At 71.9% G+C, this 15,117-nt stretch carries 18 protein-coding genes and 1 pseudogene; 7 read left to right on the plus strand and 12 right to left on the minus strand.

Annotation, left to right across the window (positions count from 1 at the left end; translation table 11 throughout):
* The first annotated feature begins 36 nt into the window (after nt 1-36).
* Genes E2C04_RS12035 through E2C04_RS12050 form a run of 4 tightly spaced genes read left to right on the plus strand, consistent with a single transcriptional unit; the run spans nt 37 to nt 3,884 of the window.
* On the plus strand, nt 37-1,200 hold the full coding sequence (locus E2C04_RS12035; RefSeq protein WP_135832771.1) for a PP2C family protein-serine/threonine phosphatase: 1,164 nt from the start codon (nt 37-39) through the stop codon (nt 1,198-1,200).
* Nucleotides 1,200-3,149, plus strand: coding sequence for a glycosyltransferase family 2 protein (locus E2C04_RS12040; RefSeq protein WP_135832772.1), 1,950 nt, complete (start codon nt 1,200-1,202; stop codon nt 3,147-3,149). The genes E2C04_RS12035 and E2C04_RS12040 overlap by 1 nt, the downstream gene beginning before the upstream one ends.
* Nucleotides 3,149-3,481 (plus strand): STAS domain-containing protein, encoded by a 333-nt coding sequence (locus E2C04_RS12045; protein ID WP_135832773.1) that lies wholly within the window; start codon nt 3,149-3,151, stop codon nt 3,479-3,481. Before E2C04_RS12040 ends, E2C04_RS12045 begins: the two co-directional genes overlap by 1 nt.
* Nucleotides 3,471-3,884 carry an ATP-binding protein gene (locus E2C04_RS12050; protein ID WP_135832774.1) on the plus strand — a complete coding sequence of 138 codons (414 nt, stop codon included), beginning with the start codon at nt 3,471-3,473 and terminating at the stop codon, nt 3,882-3,884. The genes E2C04_RS12045 and E2C04_RS12050 overlap by 11 nt, the downstream gene beginning before the upstream one ends.
* Before the next feature lie 12 nt (nt 3,885-3,896).
* Here E2C04_RS12050 and E2C04_RS12055 read toward each other — a convergent pair whose 3' ends face one another.
* The gene (locus E2C04_RS12055) at nt 3,897-5,492 is read right to left on the minus strand and encodes a hypothetical protein (RefSeq protein ID WP_135832775.1); all 1,596 of its coding nucleotides are present in this window, start codon (nt 5,490-5,492) and stop codon (nt 3,897-3,899) included.
* Nucleotides 5,493-5,518: 26 nt separating this feature from the next.
* Nucleotides 5,519-6,226, minus strand: coding sequence for a DUF2278 family protein (locus E2C04_RS12060; RefSeq protein ID WP_158630691.1), 708 nt, complete (start codon nt 6,224-6,226; stop codon nt 5,519-5,521).
* A gap of 139 nt (nt 6,227-6,365) precedes the next feature.
* Here E2C04_RS12060 and E2C04_RS12065 point away from each other — a divergent pair, with 139 nt between their 5' ends.
* A complete protein-coding gene (locus E2C04_RS12065; RefSeq protein WP_135832777.1) occupies nt 6,366-6,806 on the plus strand; it encodes a VOC family protein in 441 nt (146 codons plus the stop codon).
* A gap of 8 nt (nt 6,807-6,814) precedes the next feature.
* Here E2C04_RS12065 and E2C04_RS12070 read toward each other — a convergent pair whose 3' ends face one another.
* Genes E2C04_RS12070 through E2C04_RS21000 form a run of 3 tightly spaced genes read right to left on the minus strand, consistent with a single transcriptional unit; the run spans nt 6,815 to nt 7,922 of the window.
* A complete protein-coding gene (locus E2C04_RS12070; protein WP_135832778.1) occupies nt 6,815-7,162 on the minus strand; it encodes a TfoX/Sxy family protein in 348 nt (115 codons plus the stop codon).
* A 9-nt stretch (nt 7,163-7,171) separates the two neighbouring features.
* Nucleotides 7,172-7,612: a dienelactone hydrolase family protein gene (locus E2C04_RS20995; protein WP_338088842.1), complete on the minus strand. Its 441-nt coding sequence runs from the start codon at nt 7,610-7,612 to the stop codon at nt 7,172-7,174.
* 13 nt (nt 7,613-7,625) lie between these two features.
* Nucleotides 7,626-7,922 carry a dienelactone hydrolase family protein gene (locus E2C04_RS21000; protein WP_202977780.1) on the minus strand — a complete coding sequence of 99 codons (297 nt, stop codon included), beginning with the start codon at nt 7,920-7,922 and terminating at the stop codon, nt 7,626-7,628.
* 116 nt (nt 7,923-8,038) lie between these two features.
* On the opposite strand from E2C04_RS21000, the gene E2C04_RS12080 reads away from it, so the two are divergent.
* Both E2C04_RS12080 and E2C04_RS12085 read left to right on the plus strand, forming a co-directional pair.
* Nucleotides 8,039-8,602: a dihydrofolate reductase family protein gene (locus E2C04_RS12080; protein ID WP_135832779.1), complete on the plus strand. Its 564-nt coding sequence runs from the start codon at nt 8,039-8,041 to the stop codon at nt 8,600-8,602.
* A 50-nt stretch (nt 8,603-8,652) separates the two neighbouring features.
* Complete coding sequence (locus tag E2C04_RS12085) at nt 8,653-9,180, plus strand: hypothetical protein (protein WP_135832780.1); 528 nt, start codon at nt 8,653-8,655, stop codon at nt 9,178-9,180.
* A gap of 97 nt (nt 9,181-9,277) precedes the next feature.
* Here the strand turns inward: E2C04_RS12085 and E2C04_RS12090 are convergent, their stop codons facing one another.
* From E2C04_RS12090 to E2C04_RS12120, 7 genes and pseudogenes are all read right to left on the minus strand, one after another.
* Nucleotides 9,278-9,778 carry an MOSC domain-containing protein gene (locus E2C04_RS12090; protein WP_238694268.1) on the minus strand — a complete coding sequence of 167 codons (501 nt, stop codon included), beginning with the start codon at nt 9,776-9,778 and terminating at the stop codon, nt 9,278-9,280.
* A 38-nt stretch (nt 9,779-9,816) separates the two neighbouring features.
* Nucleotides 9,817-10,398, minus strand: coding sequence for an MOSC domain-containing protein (locus E2C04_RS12095; protein ID WP_135832781.1), 582 nt, complete (start codon nt 10,396-10,398; stop codon nt 9,817-9,819).
* A 47-nt stretch (nt 10,399-10,445) separates the two neighbouring features.
* Nucleotides 10,446-11,177: pseudogene (locus E2C04_RS12100) on the minus strand (alpha/beta fold hydrolase); the annotation flags it as partial.
* A gap of 481 nt (nt 11,178-11,658) precedes the next feature.
* Complete coding sequence (locus tag E2C04_RS12105) at nt 11,659-11,883, minus strand: hypothetical protein (protein WP_135832782.1); 225 nt, start codon at nt 11,881-11,883, stop codon at nt 11,659-11,661.
* Between the two features lie 145 nt (nt 11,884-12,028).
* Complete coding sequence (gene gdhA / locus E2C04_RS12110; protein ID WP_135832783.1) at nt 12,029-13,378, minus strand: NADP-specific glutamate dehydrogenase; 1,350 nt, start codon at nt 13,376-13,378, stop codon at nt 12,029-12,031.
* Between the two features lie 54 nt (nt 13,379-13,432).
* On the minus strand, nt 13,433-14,170 hold the full coding sequence (locus E2C04_RS12115; RefSeq protein WP_135832784.1) for an SDR family oxidoreductase: 738 nt from the start codon (nt 14,168-14,170) through the stop codon (nt 13,433-13,435).
* Nucleotides 14,136-15,113: a zinc-binding dehydrogenase gene (locus E2C04_RS12120; RefSeq protein WP_135832785.1), complete on the minus strand. Its 978-nt coding sequence runs from the start codon at nt 15,111-15,113 to the stop codon at nt 14,136-14,138. The genes E2C04_RS12115 and E2C04_RS12120 overlap by 35 nt, the downstream gene beginning before the upstream one ends.
* Nucleotides 15,114-15,117: the final 4 nt, after the last annotated feature.

The following is a 15,117-nucleotide window of genomic DNA, read 5'->3' on the forward strand; positions in this document are numbered from 1 at the left end:
CTGTCGACAGCTCGGGGACGGCGAGTAGGAGTGCGGGTGGGCATCTCGACCGAACAGGACCGCGTGCACGCGCTGCACCGTCTCGGGGTGCTCGACACCCCACCCGAGGAACGGTTCGACCAGGTCGTACGCCTCGCGCAGCGACTTTTCGACGTGCCCCAGGTGGCCGTCAACCTGGTCGACGCCGACCGCCAGTTCACGAAGGCGGCCGTCGGACTCGAGCTCGGCGACACCCCCCGGGAGGAGTCCTTCTGCTCGACCACCGTCGGGGTCGCCGAGCGTCTGGTGGTCCGGGACGCGCTGCTCGACGAACGCTTCGTCGACCACCCGGCGGTCGTCGGCGGGGGCGGGGTCCGGTTCTACGCCGGCCAGCCGCTCGCCGCCCCGGGCGGTGAGGTGGTCGGCGCGCTCTGCCTGGTGGCCGACGAGCCCCGCGACCTGACGCAGCACGAGCTCGACCTGCTGGCCGGCCTCGGTCGGTGGGTCGAGCGCGAGCTGGCCCTCGACGCCGACGAGGTCCAGGCCCGCGAGGTGCAGCGCCGGCTCCTCCCCTACGGCCCCCTCTCCGTCCCCGGCTACGAGATGGCCGGGACCTGCCTGCCGGCACGGTTGGTGGGTGGCGACTACTTCGACTGGCGGATGGTCGACGACACGCTGCAGCTGGTCGTCGCCGACGTGATGGGCAAGGGCCTGACGGCGGCAGTGCTCACCGCCGGCATCCGGGCGATGATGCGAGGCGCCTCGACCTTCAACACCCTCGGCGAGTCGGTCCGGCGCACCGCGGTGGGCATGACCGACGACTTCGCCGAGACCTCGACCTTCGCCACGCTCTTCGCCTGCCGCATCGACCCGGGGACGGGCGACATGGAGTACGTCGACGCCGGTCACGGCCTCGCGCTGGTGGTGCCCCCGGACGGCCCGTCACGACGGTTCGACTCAGAGGGCCTGCCGCTGGGCACGTTCGTCGACGACACGTGGACGACGCACCGCGAGCACCTCGCCCCCGGCGAGACCCTCTTCCTGGTCAGCGACGGCGTCCTCGACATCCACCCGAGCAACGCGGCCGTGCTGGAGGCAGCCACCCGCGTGGTCCGCGAGTACGGCGACCCGGAGGCGATCATCGCCTACGTCGAGGAGTTCGTCCGCGACCTCGACCTCGAGGACGACCTCACGGTCGTGGTGGTCAGGAGGTTGCCCTGATGCTGCGACAGCTCGTGGTGCGCGTCCTGGTGGTGCTGACCCTGCTCACCGGGACCTCGTACGTGGTGTGGCGCTGGGGATGGTCGGTCAACTGGGACAACTGGTGGATCGCCGTGCCCCTGGTGATGGCCGAGACCTACGCCCTGGTCGACGCCTACCTCTTCGGGCTCACGATGTGGAAGATCAAGGTGCGCGGGGAGGCTCCGCCCCCGCCCGAGGGCGCCACGGTCGACGTCTTCATCACCACCTACAACGAGCCGGTCGAGATGGTGATGGCGACCGCCACGGCGGCCCAGAGGATCACCTTCCCGCACCGGACCTGGATCCTCGACGACGGCAACCGGGCCGACCTCGCGGCCGCGGCGGCCGAGCTCGAGATCGGGTACCTCACCCGCAGCGACGACTGGGCCGACCGTCCGCGGCACGCCAAGGCCGGCAACCTCAACAACGCCCTCTTCGCCACCGACGGCGAGTTCATGCTGATCCTCGACGCCGACCAGATCCCCGACCCGAGCATCCTCGACAGGACGCTGGGCTGGTTCACCGACCCCGAGGTCGCGCTGGTGCAGACCCCGCAGTGGTTCACCAACGTCACCGACTCCGACCCGCTCGGCAGCCAGGCGCCGCTCTTCTACGGCCCGATCCAGCAGGGCAAGGACGGCTGGAACTCCGCCTTCTTCTGCGGCTCCAACGCGGTGCTGCGGCGCGAGGCGCTGATGCAGCTCGGCATCGTCGGCTACGTGCGCGAGGTCGAGGCGGCGGTCGAGGACGCCCTGCGCACCTCCCGCCGCATCCTGGCCCGTGCGGCGCGCGCGGCACGGCGTACGGAGCCCGAGGTCGCGGCCGACCTGGAGAGCCTGCGTACGTCGGCCACCCAGGCCTCGCGCGACCTGCGGGCCGGCGCCTCCGTCGGCGAGGTGACCTACGCCTTCCAGAAGGCGGTGGACGAGGTGAGCCGCGGCGCCGTGCAGCGTGACTTGGCCGGCATCCGGGCCGACCTCGACTCCATCGCCCAGCTGCCCGTGGCCCTCGACGACGAGGTGGGGGTGCTGGTCGTCGACGACGTGGCGCTCGACCAGCTCGCCGAGCGCGACTTCTCGCCGCTGGGGGCGCTGGAGTCGGTCCGTTCGCTCATCCGGGCCGTCGACGTCGACCGGGGCGACGAGGCGCAGCCGATGATGCCGCTGGCCACCGTCTCGGTCACCGAGGACATGGCGACCTGCATGCGCCTGCACGCCCTGGGCTGGAAGTCGGTCTACCACCACGAGGTGCTCGCCCACGGCCTGGCGCCCGAGGACCTGCGCACGATGCTCCAGCAGCGGTTGCGCTGGGCGCAGGGCACGCTGCAGGTGCTGCTCAAGGAGAACCCGCTGGTCCAGCGGGGGCTCAGCCTCGCCCAACGGCTCATGTACTTCTCCACGATGTGGAGCTACCTGTCCGGCTTCGCGGCGCTGGTCTTCATGGCCGCACCGGTCTTCTACCTGTGCTTCGGCGTGCTGCCCGTGCACGCCTACGGCATGGAGTTCCTGGCGCGGTTCCTGCCCTACATCGTGCTCAACCAGCTGCTCTTCCTCGTCGTCGGCTACGGCGTGAAGACGTGGCGTGGCCACCAGTACAGCCTGGCGCTCTTCCCCCTGTGGATCCGCGCCTGCACGACCGCCTTCGCCAACGTCTTCCTGCACCGGCCGCTGGGCTTCGTGGTCACGCCCAAGACCCGGCAGGCCGGCGGCAGCTTCCCGTGGCGGCTGATCTGGCCGCAGGTCACCGCCACCGTCGTCCTGGTCGGCGCCTGCGTCGTCGGCGTCGTACGCCTGTGGACCGGCGCCGCGACGAGCACGATCGGCACCGGCGTCAACGTGGTGTGGGTGGCCTACGACCTGCTCGTCATGAGCATCATCTACCGAGCGGCGCTGCACCGGCCCGCCGACACCGAGGAGCTGGAGTCCTGATGCAGATCGACAAGACCGTCACCGACGAGATGGCCGTGCTGAGGTGCGAGGGCAGGCTGACGATGGTGGCGGCCCCGGCCCTGCGCAGCGCCGTCGAGGAGTGCGTGGCCGCGGGCCAGCGGCACGTCGTCGTCGACCTCTCCCCCACCTCCTTCGTCGACTCGTCCGGGCTGGGGGCGTTGGTCAACGGCCTCAAGTCCGCGCGGGTCGCCGGGGGTGACCTCCGCATCGCCGGGGCACCCGACCAGGTGCGCTCGGTGCTGCGACTGACGAACCTCGACCGCGTGCTCAAGCCGTACGCCGACGTCGACGAGGCCCGCGATGGCTGGTGACGAGAGCGAGTTCACCCTGGAGGGGCTGGCGGTCCCCGAGGGGCTTGAGCGGCTCCACGACCTGGTCGAGCGAGCGCGGGAGGCACACCCGGACGTCGAGGCCGAGGCCTTCATGATGATGGAGACCGCCGTCATCGAGATCGCCGGCAACGTCGTCGAGCACGGCCTCCCGCCCGGCGAGGTCTCGTGGTCCTTCACCCTGCGGGTGCGGCCCGGTGTCCTCGAGGGCCTGCTGGCCGACGACGGGCAGAAGTACGAGGGTGACCTCAGCACCGTCATGCCTGACCCGCTCGCCGAGTCGGGGCGTGGCATCGCGCTGGCCCAGGCTGCCCTCGACGAGCTCGACTACGCGCGGGCGGACGGCACCAACGTCTGGACGATGCGGCGGCACCTGCGGGGGTGACGGCGCCGCACGTCACAGCGGCGAGCGCACGAACGGCAGGAACGTCGACACCCAGTCGAGCTTGTCGTCGAGCCAACCGAGCAGGCCCAGGGACTCCGTGACCGAGACGGGCGGGTCCGAGACCAGGGTGTCGGCGCGCAGCAGGCGGACGAAGTCGATCGTGACCGGGTCGGAGCGCGGGTTTCCCTGGCGGTCGAAGAAGGCCACCCCCGCGGTGCGCAGCACCCGGATGACCTCCTGGGCGAGGATGCCGTAGCCGATCGTCGTCGGGTGCACCCCGTCGAGTGAGAAGAGCCCGCCCTCGGTGCGGCCGCGCGGACCCGAGCGGAAGAAGCGCGTGCTCGGCACCGGGTCGAGCGCCTGGAGCTCGGGCGGCAGCTCGTAGGGCTCCCACCAGGCGGGGCGCGCCCACGGGCTGTTGAGGTAGCGCCGGGTGGCGAGCCGGTCGAGCACCCCACCCATGTCGAAGAGGTACCAGTCGAGGCCGTCCTGGCGCGCCGCACGGACGGAGGCGATGATCGTCTCGTTGTAGGCGTCAATCGCCGAGTCGATCGCGCGCACCTCCTCCTCCAGCAGGTGCGGGTCGTGGCGCGGGTCGAAGTCCTCGTCGGTGACCCACGGGCGCGTGTAGTAGGGGAAGTAGCGCGAGTCCGGGCGTACCTTGCGGTGCGTGCCGCGGGCGATCGGCGCGATGGTCACCGAGGGCACCGTCGCCACGACCACGTGCTGCGCCCGGACGGTCCGCAGCGTGGCGACGAGGTCGGCCCAGTCGGCCGCGAAGGCGCTCGGACGCCACAGCGTGCAGCCGCCGCGGGCGTCGCGCCGCTGCGTCAACGACATCTGGTCGTAGCCCTCCGGCGTCCAGACGGCCTTGAGCTGCACGACCGACCCCAACGCGTTGTTGGAGCCCAGGACGACGACGAGCGTCTCCACGCCCTCCCCGGCGGCCAGGTCGGTCACGGAGTCGAGCACCGTACGGCCGGGGTCACCGCCCGCGGCGCGGTGCAGGATCGGCCGCGCGGCGCGCAGTGCGTGGTGCTCCACGAGCTGCTTGAGGAAGTCGTCGTCCGGAGGTGTGGCGAGGCGCTCCTCGACCCGCGTGGCCGTGATCACCTGCGGGTCCAGCACGTCCCAGCCGTAGACGGCTGTGTTGTGGAAGGGCGGACCGTCACTGGGCCTCCGAGCGCCCTCGCCGCGCTCCCAGTAGTCCTCGACCTCGTCCATGTGCCGCCGCAGCCACGGCACGGCCCGGAAGGTCTCCAGGAGGTCGAGCTTGCTGCCGAAGCGGCGGTCGAACTCCCGGGCCAGGTGCTCCAGGTCGAAGGGCAGCCCGCCGGGACCGGTCGGCCACCCGTAGGTCGGGAAGGTGAACTCGTCGGCGGCGAGCCCGAGCTCGTACGCCGTGATGGCCGGCCACGAGAGGTCGGTGCGGTGGACGGCTCCGCTCATGAAGCCATGGGTGAGCGAGTCGCCCACCGTCACGAGCCGGTGACGGGCGCGGGCCGCCGGCATCTCGGCGCCGACCGTGATCCCCAGCGTCGGGTCGGTCTCGGGCCGACGCGGTTGGTCGTGGATCTCCACCTCGCGCGGAATCGGCTCTCGTGCCATCTCGCCACTCCTCTCCAGCTGTGCGGTCACGGCAACGGCAGGCCGTCGTCGCCCGTGCGCAAGGACTGGGTGTTGAACTTGACCTGCCAGATCGTCACGTGGTCCCCCGCGGTCCGCACCGCGACGGCACCGTCCTGCCAGATGCCGTTCTCGACCTGGTGCGGACCAGGAGGGTCGCCCTGGTTCTGGTGGACGTTGTGGACCCCGAGGCCGGTGGTGAAGGGCTCCCCGAAGATGTAGATCCGGGTGGCGGTCGGGAGGAGGGCCTCGAGGACGTTGAGCGTGTGGTCACCGCTGCTGGGGAGCCACGGGAAGGAGCGCCAACGCAGGCGAGGAATCCATCGGGCCACGGGGTGCAGGCGCCCCAGGATCCGGTCGAGCCAGCTGGCGTACCAGAGCTTGAACCAGATGCGGACCCACCGCACCACGAAGCCGTCGCGCAGGACCGGGCTGCGGACGTAGTCGAGTGCGCCCGATGTCGGTGTGGCCGCCAGGACGTGGAAGCCGGGCGCCAGGCCCGCGACCGGGCCGAGGTCGTGGCTGCGCAGGTCGTCGACGATCCGGTAGCTGATGCCGCCACCGGGCTTGTCGACGTCGAGCGCAGCCCGGTAGTGGCCGCTCGGCGTCGCGATGACCAGGTGCCCGTGGTACCAGTGGCCGTACTCCTCGGCCGGGTCGCGGGTGAACTCGACGAAGCTGCCGACGGCCACGCCGTATCCGTGGCTGAGGGTCATCGGACCGCCTCCTCCGGCGGGAGGGCGACACTCAGGAGCGGGTGCTCCTCCCCGCAGGATGCTCCTCCCCCGGCTGGCGCGGCAAGGGCGTGGTCCGACCTCCTCGACGGGTCGCCGGCACGTCACTAGGGTGCAGAGCATGGCGATCAAGCTGGAGAACGTCGGGATCGCGGTGCGTGACCTCGACGCCGCCATCGCCTTCTTCACCGACCTGGGCCTGACGCTCCTGGGCCGCCAGACCGTGAGCGGCGGATGGTCGGACACCGCGGTCGGGCTCGACGACAACCACGCCAAGATCGCGATGCTCGCCACGCCCGACGGCCACGGCCAGCTCGAGCTCTTCGAGTACGTCCATCCCGAGGCGGTCGAGACGGAGCCGACCCGACCCAACGAGGTCGGCATGCACCGGGTCGCCTTCTCGGTCGACGACCTCAACGAGTCCCTGGCCGTCGCGGCCAGGCACGGATGCCGTCCGCTGCGCGGGGTCGCGACCTACGAGGACCTCTACAGGCTCTGCTACGTCCGCGGCCCCAGCGGCATCATCGTGATGCTCGCCCAGGCGTTGACTCCTCCCCGCTGAAGTCGGCGTCAGCCCCGCGCCGGCTTCGGTGGCCTGGCCAGCGAGCGCTCGACCGCGGGGCGCACCCACGCGTCCAGGCTCGCCCGGTCGGGCAGGTCGTCGGCCGCGACCAGCACCACGCCACCCATGGTCCGCTCACCCATGGTCGCGCGACGCGCGCCCTGCCCCAGCGCCGGATCGACGCCCTCCTTGCCGACGTGCACCATCAGGTCGTCGCCGGCCGTCCCGACGGCCATGTGGGTGTTCACGGTCCAGCACAGGCCGCCGAACATGCGGATCTCGCGGTAGCCGTCGTCCCCCGCAGCAGCGCCGACCGCCTCCCGGATGCGCTGGGCCAGCACCTCGTCGTACGCCATGGTTGCCCCTCACTCCTGGTCCGCGGGCGACCCACGCAGGTGCTCGTCGAAGAAGGCGACGATCCGCCGCCGCGCGTCCACGGTGGCGGCCTCGTCGTACCGTGTCCCCGAGACGCGGGCCAGGAAGCGCAGGAGCAGGGTCTGGTCCCGGGGCGCGTGGTCGTTCATGAACCCGTGCCCCACGCCCGGGTAGATCTTCACGTCGTGGGGCACGTCGTACGCGGTCAGCAGCTCCTCGAGGCGCTCGCCCGCCCGCGCGCCGAGAGGTGAGCGGTCCTCCGCGCCGAAGCTGCCGACGACGGGGCAGGCCCGGGGCAGCCAGTCCGGGGCGTCCGAGGGACAGCCGCCGTAGTTGACCGCCGAGGCGTCGAAGCCGTGCCCCCCCCCGCCATCGCGATGGCGAAGCCGCCGCCCATGCAGAAGCCGATCACCCCGACCCGCCCCGAGCAGCCGTCATGGCCCCTCAGCACTGACGGGCCGCCTCGACGTCGTCGAACGTACGCCCCCGTCGAGGCCCCAGGTCCCGCACGATCGTGCGCAGGCAGCGCAGGCGACTGCCCCAGTGGTAGAGGTCGGGAGCGATCGCGAGGAATCCCTCGGAGGCCAGCCAGTCGGTGTGGCGGCGCAGGTCCTCGCTCATCCCGGTGAAGTCGTGGATGACCACCACCCCCGGCCACGGAGGTGGCGTGGAGGGTTGCGCGGCGTAGGCAGGCATCCGCCCCCGCGCGGTGTCGACCTCCAGCAGCGAGCCGGTCCCCATGCCTCAGTATGCGCAGGGGTGGAGGACGGTGACCAGCACCGCACCCGGGGCATTGCCAGGACGCTCGCGGGGCGTCGACACTGGCGGGACCGACCCGAGTCCGCGAAGGGTGCCCCATGCACACCGTCTCCTACGCCATGAATCCTTCCGTCGACGGCTTCGTCGAGGGCCCCGACGGCGACTTCCAGTGGGGCGTCCCGGACGACGAGGTCTTCGCCGCCCACCTCGACGAGCTGCGCGGCACCCACGTCCACCTGCTCGGCCGCAAGCTCTACGAGACGATGCTCTACTGGCAGGACCACGAGGACGACCCGGCGCTCAGCGATGCGGAGCGGGAGTGGGCCGTCCTGTGGAACGCGCTCCCGAAGGTGGTCTTCTCGACCACCCTGTCGGAGGTCCGGGGCAACGCGCGCCTCGCCACCCGCAGCCTCGCCGAGGAGGTCGACCAGCTGCGCAACGAGCCCGGTGACGGCACCGTCGCGATCGGTGGTGCGACGCTCGCGGCGGAGGTCGCCTCCCTCGGGCTCATCGACGAGTACCGCCTGATGATCCACCCGGTGCTGGTCGGTGGCGGCCGCCCCTACTTCCCCCGCGACGAGCGTGAGGTGCCGCTCGAGCTGGTCGAGACCCGGGTCTTCGGCTCCGGCGTGCTGCACCTGACCTACCGGGTCCGACGGTGACCTGACGCCCCGGAGCGACGGCTCACGGCCGGGTCCGGCAGGCTGGGGCGGTGACCACTGCGACCGTCCGCGCCTGGCTCGTCGAGGCCCTCACCGACCGTGCGCCCACCTCACCCCTCGACGTGGCCCGCGCCGTCTGGCTGCGCCACGAGTCCGACCTGCGCTCCGGCGGCGACCTGGTCCTCACCTGGCAGCTGGACCTGCACGCGGCGGCCGCGGCCATGGTGGCCGAGGGGACGCTCGTGGTCGACGCCGACGGCCGTTGGCTCCTGGTCGGGACGCCGGCGCCCGGGCGCGGACAGGGCCCCTGGAGCGACGAGGAGATCGCGGTCGCCGTGGCGGCGTACGTCGCCCTGCTGCGCGCCGAGCACGCCGGACGGCCCCTGCACCGCAGCGGCGTCGTCGCCGACGTGCTGGCACGCACCGGGCGTACGCCGCCACAGCTCGACGCAATGATGGCCAACGTGTCCGCGGTGGTGCAGGAGCACGGCTACGTGCCCCTGTCGACCTTCCCGCCGCGCTCCAACGTGCCCCGCGGGGTCCGTCCGGCCGTCGCCGCGGCGCTGGCCCAGGAGTGAGCTCAGACCGGTTGCAGCGGGACGTGCGGCTCCTCCGGAAGGGTGACCGTGATGGCGGCGCCCGGCACCACCTCACCGCCTCGCTCGACCACTGACATCACGCCGGCCTTGCGGACCAGCGGGGACGCCGTGGCGATCCGGGGGTCGGCGGTCGAGGGGGCAGGCTCGCCGACCGGGGTGCCGTCGGGCGGGCCAGCACGACCTTCAGCAGGCCGGGCCGGAAGGTGTTGATCTGGGCACACGGGTTGCGCAGCCCGGTCAGCCGGACCACCGGGCCGCCGAGGTCGAGCAGGGTCCCGACGGGCAGCGCGAGCAGGTCGAGGCCGCCGGTCGTGACGTTCTCCCCCAGGTCGCCCGGCGACAGCTCGTGACCGGCGGCACGCGCCTCGTCAAAGAGCTCGGCGTGGATCAGGTGCACCTGGCGCAGGTTGGGTTGGAGCGGGTCACGACGCACGCGCGAGCGGTGCTGCACGTGCTCACCCGCGTGCGCGTCGCCCTCGACGCCGCGCCCGGCCACGAGCGCGATCGCCTCCACGGGTGTCTTGCTGAACCGGTGCTCGCCGTCGCGGCAGACAGCGACGACCCTGGGCGATGACATCCCGCCATGGTGGCGCAGCGGACCGGGCACGGCAAGGCTCAGACGGGCTCCATCGCCACGTGGGGGCCGTCCGGCAGCGTGACCGTGACCGGGGCTCCGGGCACCACCTCACCGCCCCGCTCCACCACCGACATCACGCCTGCCCGGCGAATCACCGCAGGCGCGTCGGGCCGCGGCTCGTCCGGCACGGCGCGCCCCATCGGCGTCCCGTCCGCCCTGGCCAGCACCACCTTGAGCAGGCCGGGCCGGAAGCGGTTGATGAGCACGCACGGGTTGCGCAGCCCGGTGAGCCGGACCACCGGACCACCCAGGTCGAGCAGCGTGCCCTCGGGCAGCGTCAGCAGGTCGATGCCTGCGGTCAGCACGTTCTCCCCGAGGTCGCCCGGACCGAGCTCGTAGCCCTGCTCGCGCGCCTGGTCGAAGAGCTCGGACTGGATCAGGTGGACCTGGCGCAGGTTGGGTTGGTTGGGGTCGCGGCGGGCCGAGTAGCGGTGCTGGACCAGCGTGCCGGCGTGGGCGTCGCCCAGCACGCCGATGCCCTCGATGAGGGTGATCGCCTCGGTCGGGACCTTGCTGAAGCGGTGGGTCCCGTCACGGCTGACGGCGACGACGTGCGGCATGCCCCCATGGTGCCGTCACGATCAAGCGTCACGGCCGAGCAGGACGGTCAGGCGGCACGGCCCAGCCAGTCGACGACCAGGTCGGCGACCGCCTCGGGCGCGTCGTCGGTGATGAAGTGCGACGCCCCGTCGACGTACGCGAACTCCGCGCCGTCGGCGTACTTCTCCGGCTCGCGGCACACGATGCCCATGATCTTCTCGTTCCAGTAGCGGTCCTCGCGGCCGAAGACGAAGAGGGTCGGCACCCGTAGGCGCTGTCGGCGGTAGGTGCCCCCGGCCAGGCGCGGCGCCTCGCCGAGCACCATGGCGCGGGAGACCGTGCGGACCGCGGCGTCGATCTCGGGACGCTGCATCGGCGCCAGGTGGGCGGCGATGTCCGCCTCCGACATGGGCTGCGCGACGTAGCGCTCCGAGAAGGTGAAGCGGAGGCTCGTTCCGCTCCGGTGCCAGAAGAAGGCCGGCAGGTGCCGGAAGCCCGGGAGGGTGCGCGGGCTGAGGGTCATGAAGGCCGGCGGCACGCTGAGCTGCACGGCGCGACGCAGGCGCTCGGGGTGCCCGTAGGAGAGCTGGATCGCGGTGACGGAGCCCAGGTCGTGCGAGACCAGGTGCACCCGGTCGAGCGCCAGCGCGTCGAGCAGCGCGAGCACGTCGTCGAGCCGGCTCGTACGCGTGATCTCGGGGCTCGTCGCCTCGGTCCACCCCGACCCCCGCAGGTCGGGGCACAGCGCGCGGTAGCCCTCGTCGGCGAGGCGGGACGCCACGACCCGCCACTGCCACCAGTGCTGCGGGAACCGTGCAGCAGGAGCACGGGGTCACCCTCGCCGACGGTGGCGAGGTGGGTCCGCAGCCCCGGGGTCTCGACGACGTGGTGCTCGAAGCCCGGTGCCTCCGGCATGGGCGGACGGGTGACGCTGCGCCACTCGGCATGGCGACCTCCTGGCTCCACGCTGACGTCCCTCAGCCTAGGACTCAGCGCGGGACGCGTCCACGCCCGACAGCCAGGGCGACTGCGACGACCAGGACCACAGGGTGACGAGCCCCCATGACGCCGGCCGGCGACCCGGGGACCAGGCCCCAGGCCAGCAGGAGCACGAAGAGGCCACTGAAGCGGTGACGCCCGGGTGGAGCACCCGGTGGCGCAGGCCCGCCAGCGCGGTGGCGCCCCCATGACCAGGCCGGGCGCCACGGCCACGCGCGCGGTCTCCCACCCGGCCACCACCAGGAAGCGGGCGGCCCCCGCGTCGCCGAACTCCGCCGCGGTCATCGCCACCGCGAGACGCCCGAGGAGAAGAGCATCGTCGCCCCGATCATCACGCCACCCACGACGGCCACCACGGCCAAGGGGCCGGAGCCACGGCGTACGCGGGCCCACAACGGCCCCAGGAAGGCCCACAGCGACACCGCGGCGAGGGCGTGCAGCGTGGAGGCCAGGACCTCGCGCTCCTGCGCGACGGACGCTGCTGCGGACTGATCTGTGACGGGCACGGGGCACCTCCGGCTCGGGACCTTCGTCGGTGCGCGCCAACGTAGCGGCACGGGCGGGTTCCTGTCGCGGCCCCGGGGACGGCGAAGGGCGTCGCCCCCGTGGGTGCGACGCCCTTCGTCTGCGCGCGTCAGCGCTGGCTGGTGCTCAGATCACGCCCATGGCGAGCATGGCGTCGGCGACCTGCGTGAAGCCGGCGATGTTGGCGCCCGCGACGTAGTCGGCACCCAGGCCGTACTCGTCGGCGGTGGTGAGCGTGAGCTCGTGGATGCCCGTCATGATCTTGTCGAGGCGCGCCTCGGTGTGCTCGAAGCTCCACTTGTCGCGCGAGGCGTTCTGCTGCATCTCCAGGGCCGAGGTGGCCACACCTCCGGCGTTGGCGGCCTTGCCCGGGGCGAAGAGGACACCAGCGCCCTGGAACGCCGCGACCGCGGTCGGGGTGCAGGGCATGTTGGCGCCCTCGGCGACCAGCTTCACGCCGTTGCCGATCAGGGTCTTGGCCGCGACCTCGTCGAGCTCGTTCTGGGTCGCGCAGGGCAGCGCGACGTCGGCGGGGACGTCCCAGATGGAGCCGTCGGCGACGAACTTCACGTGCGCACCACGGGCGGCGGCGTAGTCGGCGACGCGACCACGCTGGACCTCCTTGACCTCACGCATGAGGTCGAGGTCGATGCCCTGCTCGTCGACGATGTAGCCCGACGAGTCGGACATCGCGACGACGGTGCCGCCGAGCTGGTGGACCTTCTCGGTGGCGTAGATGGCGACGTTGCCGGAGCCGGAGACCAGGACCCTCTTGCCCTCGAAGGTCTCGCCCTTCGCCTTGAGCATCTCGCGGGCGAAGAAGACGGTGCCGTAGCCGGTGGCCTCGGTCCGCGCCTGCGAACCGCCCCAGCTGAAGCCCTTGCCGGTGAGGACGCCGGACTCGTAGCGGTTGGTGATGCGCTTGTACTGGCCGAAGAGGTAGCCGATCTCGCGGCCGCCGACGCCGATGTCACCGGCAGGGACGTCGGTGTACTCGCCCAGGTGGCGGTAGAGCTCGGTCATGAACGACTGGCAGAAGCGCATGATCTCGGCGTCCGAGCGACCCTTCGGGTCGAAGTCGGAGCCGCCCTTGCCGCCGCCGATGGGCATGCCGGTGAGGGCGTTCTTGAAGATCTGCTCGAAGCCGAGGAACTTCACGATGCCGAGGTAGACGCTCGGGTGGAAGCGGAGGCCACCCTTGTAGGGGCCGAGCGCGGAGTTGAACTCGACGCGGAAGCCGCGGTTGATGTGCACGCGGTTCTGGTCGTCGGTCCACGGCACGCGGAAGATGATCTGGCGCTCGGGCTCGCAGATGCGCTCGATGATCGAGGCCTCGACGAACTCGGGGCGCTTGGTGACGACGGGGCTCAGGCTCTCGAGCACCTCGTAGACGGCCTGGTGGAACTCGAGCTCACCCTGGTTGCGACGCAGGACGTCGTCGTACACAGGGGTCAGAGCGGGATGCAAGGACTTCATGGGGAGACTCTTTTGGTGTGTGCGTAGGGCTCCACGCGGGGTGAGTTGGACTGCTCAGGACGGCGACGGTGACGTCCTGAGGGTGAGGTCGGTCAAGGTGGTGTCGGCCGGCAGGTCGAGCACGTGGACGATGGACGAGGCGACCGAGGCCGCGCTCATCCACTCGTCGTCTCGGTACTCCTTGCCCTCCTGGGCACGGACCCGCGCCTGCATGCCGGTCGCCGTGCGGGAGGGAAAGACGGTGGTGACCCGAAGACCGTACGACGACTCCTCCGCGCGCAACGACTCCGCGAGCGCGCGCAGGCCGTGCTTCGAGGCTGCGTACGCCGCCCAGCTCGGGCTGGCGGCCAGGCCGGAGGTGGAGTTGACGAAGACGACCGTCGACCCGCCGTCGCGCAGCGCCGGCAGCAGGCCGGCCGTGAGCATCGCAGGGGCCGTCAGGTTGACGTCGAGCTGGTGCTGCCACGTCTGCGGGTCGAGGTCAGCGACGCGGGCGAGGTCGACCACGCCGGCACAGTGCACCAGCGAGTCCACCCGGCCGAGCTCGGCGGCCAGGCGACGCCCGGCCTCCAGGACGCCGGCCGCGTCGGCCAGGTCGACCACCTCGACGCGGTGCCGGGCACCCAACGCCTCGCTGACCTCGGCCGCGCGTCCGGGCGTACGGACGAGCAGCACGAGCTGGTCCCCACGGTCGCTGAGCTGCTGCGCGAGTGCGGCTCCGATGCCCGCCCCGCGCCCGTCAGGACGTGGGTGCGAGTCATCGCGTGAAGACGATCTTCCCGAAGAGGTCACCCTCGGCCATGGCCTTGAACCCCTCGCGGGCGTCCTCCATGGCGATGGTGCGGTCGACCAGCGGACGGGTGCCGGTGGCGTCGAGCAGGCGCACGAGCGAGGCCAGCTCGTCGCGCGTGCCCATGGTGGAGCCGATGACCTGCAGCTGCAGGAAGAAGATGCGGGTGAGCTCGGCGTCGTCGAGCTGCGGGCCCGAGGTGGTGCCGGAGATGACGATCTTGCCGCCGGGCCGCAGCGAGCGGATCGAGTGCGACCAGGTGGCCCGACCCACGGTCTCCATGACCGCGTCGACCTTCACCGGCAGCCGGGCGCCCGACTCGAAGACCTCGTGGGCGCCGATCTCGAGGGCACGGGCGCGCTTGGCCTCGTCGCGCGAGGTGGCGAGCACGGTGAGGCCCCCGGCACGGGCGAGCGTGATGAGTGCGGTGGCCACGCCTCCGCCGGCCCCCTGGACCAGCACGGTGTCGCCGGGCTTCAGGTTGCCCTGGGTGAAGAGCATGCGGTACGCCGTGAGCCACGCCGTCGGGAGGCACGCGGCCTCGGCGAAGCTCATCGACGCCGGCTTCGCCACGACGTTGCGGGTGGGGACGACCACCTTGTCGGCAAAGGTGCCCTGGTGGCGCTCCGACAGCAGCGAACGCCTCGGGTCGAGGGTCTCGTCACCGGTCCAGTCGGGGCTGGAGACGACGGCGTGCACGACGACCTCGTTGCCCTCCTCGTCGAGACCGGCCGCGTCGCACCCGAGGATCATCGGGAGGGCCTCCTCGCGCAGGCCGACGCCCTGCAACGACCACAGGTCGTGGTGGTTGAGGGAGGCGGCCTTCACCGTCACCGTGGTCCACCCCTCGGGGGCGACCGGGTCGGGTCGCTCCCCCACCACGAGGCCGGCCAGGGGGTCGGCAGCGTCACGGGGCGCGAAGGACGAGGCGTAGACGGCGAACATGCGA

The sequence above is a fragment of the Nocardioides daphniae genome (genome assembly GCF_004777465.1).
Taxonomy (GTDB): Bacteria; Actinomycetota; Actinomycetes; order Propionibacteriales; family Nocardioidaceae; genus Nocardioides; species Nocardioides daphniae.

Coding starts and splice junctions, on each gene's coding strand:
- E2C04_RS21000 (WP_202977780.1), bottom strand. CDS start 7,922: ATGGGGACCGGCTCGCTGCTGGAGGTCGACACCGCGCGGGGGCGGATG.
- gdhA (WP_135832783.1), bottom strand. CDS start 13,378: ATGAAGTCCTTGCATCCCGCTCTGACCCCTGTGTACGACGACGTCCTG.
- E2C04_RS12070 (WP_135832778.1), bottom strand. CDS start 7,162: ATGGCGTACGACGAGGTGCTGGCCCAGCGCATCCGGGAGGCGGTCGGC.
- E2C04_RS12120 (WP_135832785.1), bottom strand. CDS start 15,113: ATGTTCGCCGTCTACGCCTCGTCCTTCGCGCCCCGTGACGCTGCCGAC.
- E2C04_RS12040 (WP_135832772.1), top strand. CDS start 1,200: ATGCTGCGACAGCTCGTGGTGCGCGTCCTGGTGGTGCTGACCCTGCTC.
- E2C04_RS12065 (WP_135832777.1), top strand. CDS start 6,366: ATGGCGATCAAGCTGGAGAACGTCGGGATCGCGGTGCGTGACCTCGAC.
- E2C04_RS12095 (WP_135832781.1), bottom strand. CDS start 10,398: ATGCCGCACGTCGTCGCCGTCAGCCGTGACGGGACCCACCGCTTCAGC.
- E2C04_RS12090 (WP_238694268.1), bottom strand. CDS start 9,778: ATGTCATCGCCCAGGGTCGTCGCTGTCTGCCGCGACGGCGAGCACCGG.
- E2C04_RS12045 (WP_135832773.1), top strand. CDS start 3,149: ATGCAGATCGACAAGACCGTCACCGACGAGATGGCCGTGCTGAGGTGC.
- E2C04_RS12060 (WP_158630691.1), bottom strand. CDS start 6,226: ATGACCCTCAGCCACGGATACGGCGTGGCCGTCGGCAGCTTCGTCGAG.
- E2C04_RS12050 (WP_135832774.1), top strand. CDS start 3,471: ATGGCTGGTGACGAGAGCGAGTTCACCCTGGAGGGGCTGGCGGTCCCC.
- E2C04_RS12080 (WP_135832779.1), top strand. CDS start 8,039: ATGCACACCGTCTCCTACGCCATGAATCCTTCCGTCGACGGCTTCGTC.
- E2C04_RS12055 (WP_135832775.1), bottom strand. CDS start 5,492: ATGGCACGAGAGCCGATTCCGCGCGAGGTGGAGATCCACGACCAACCG.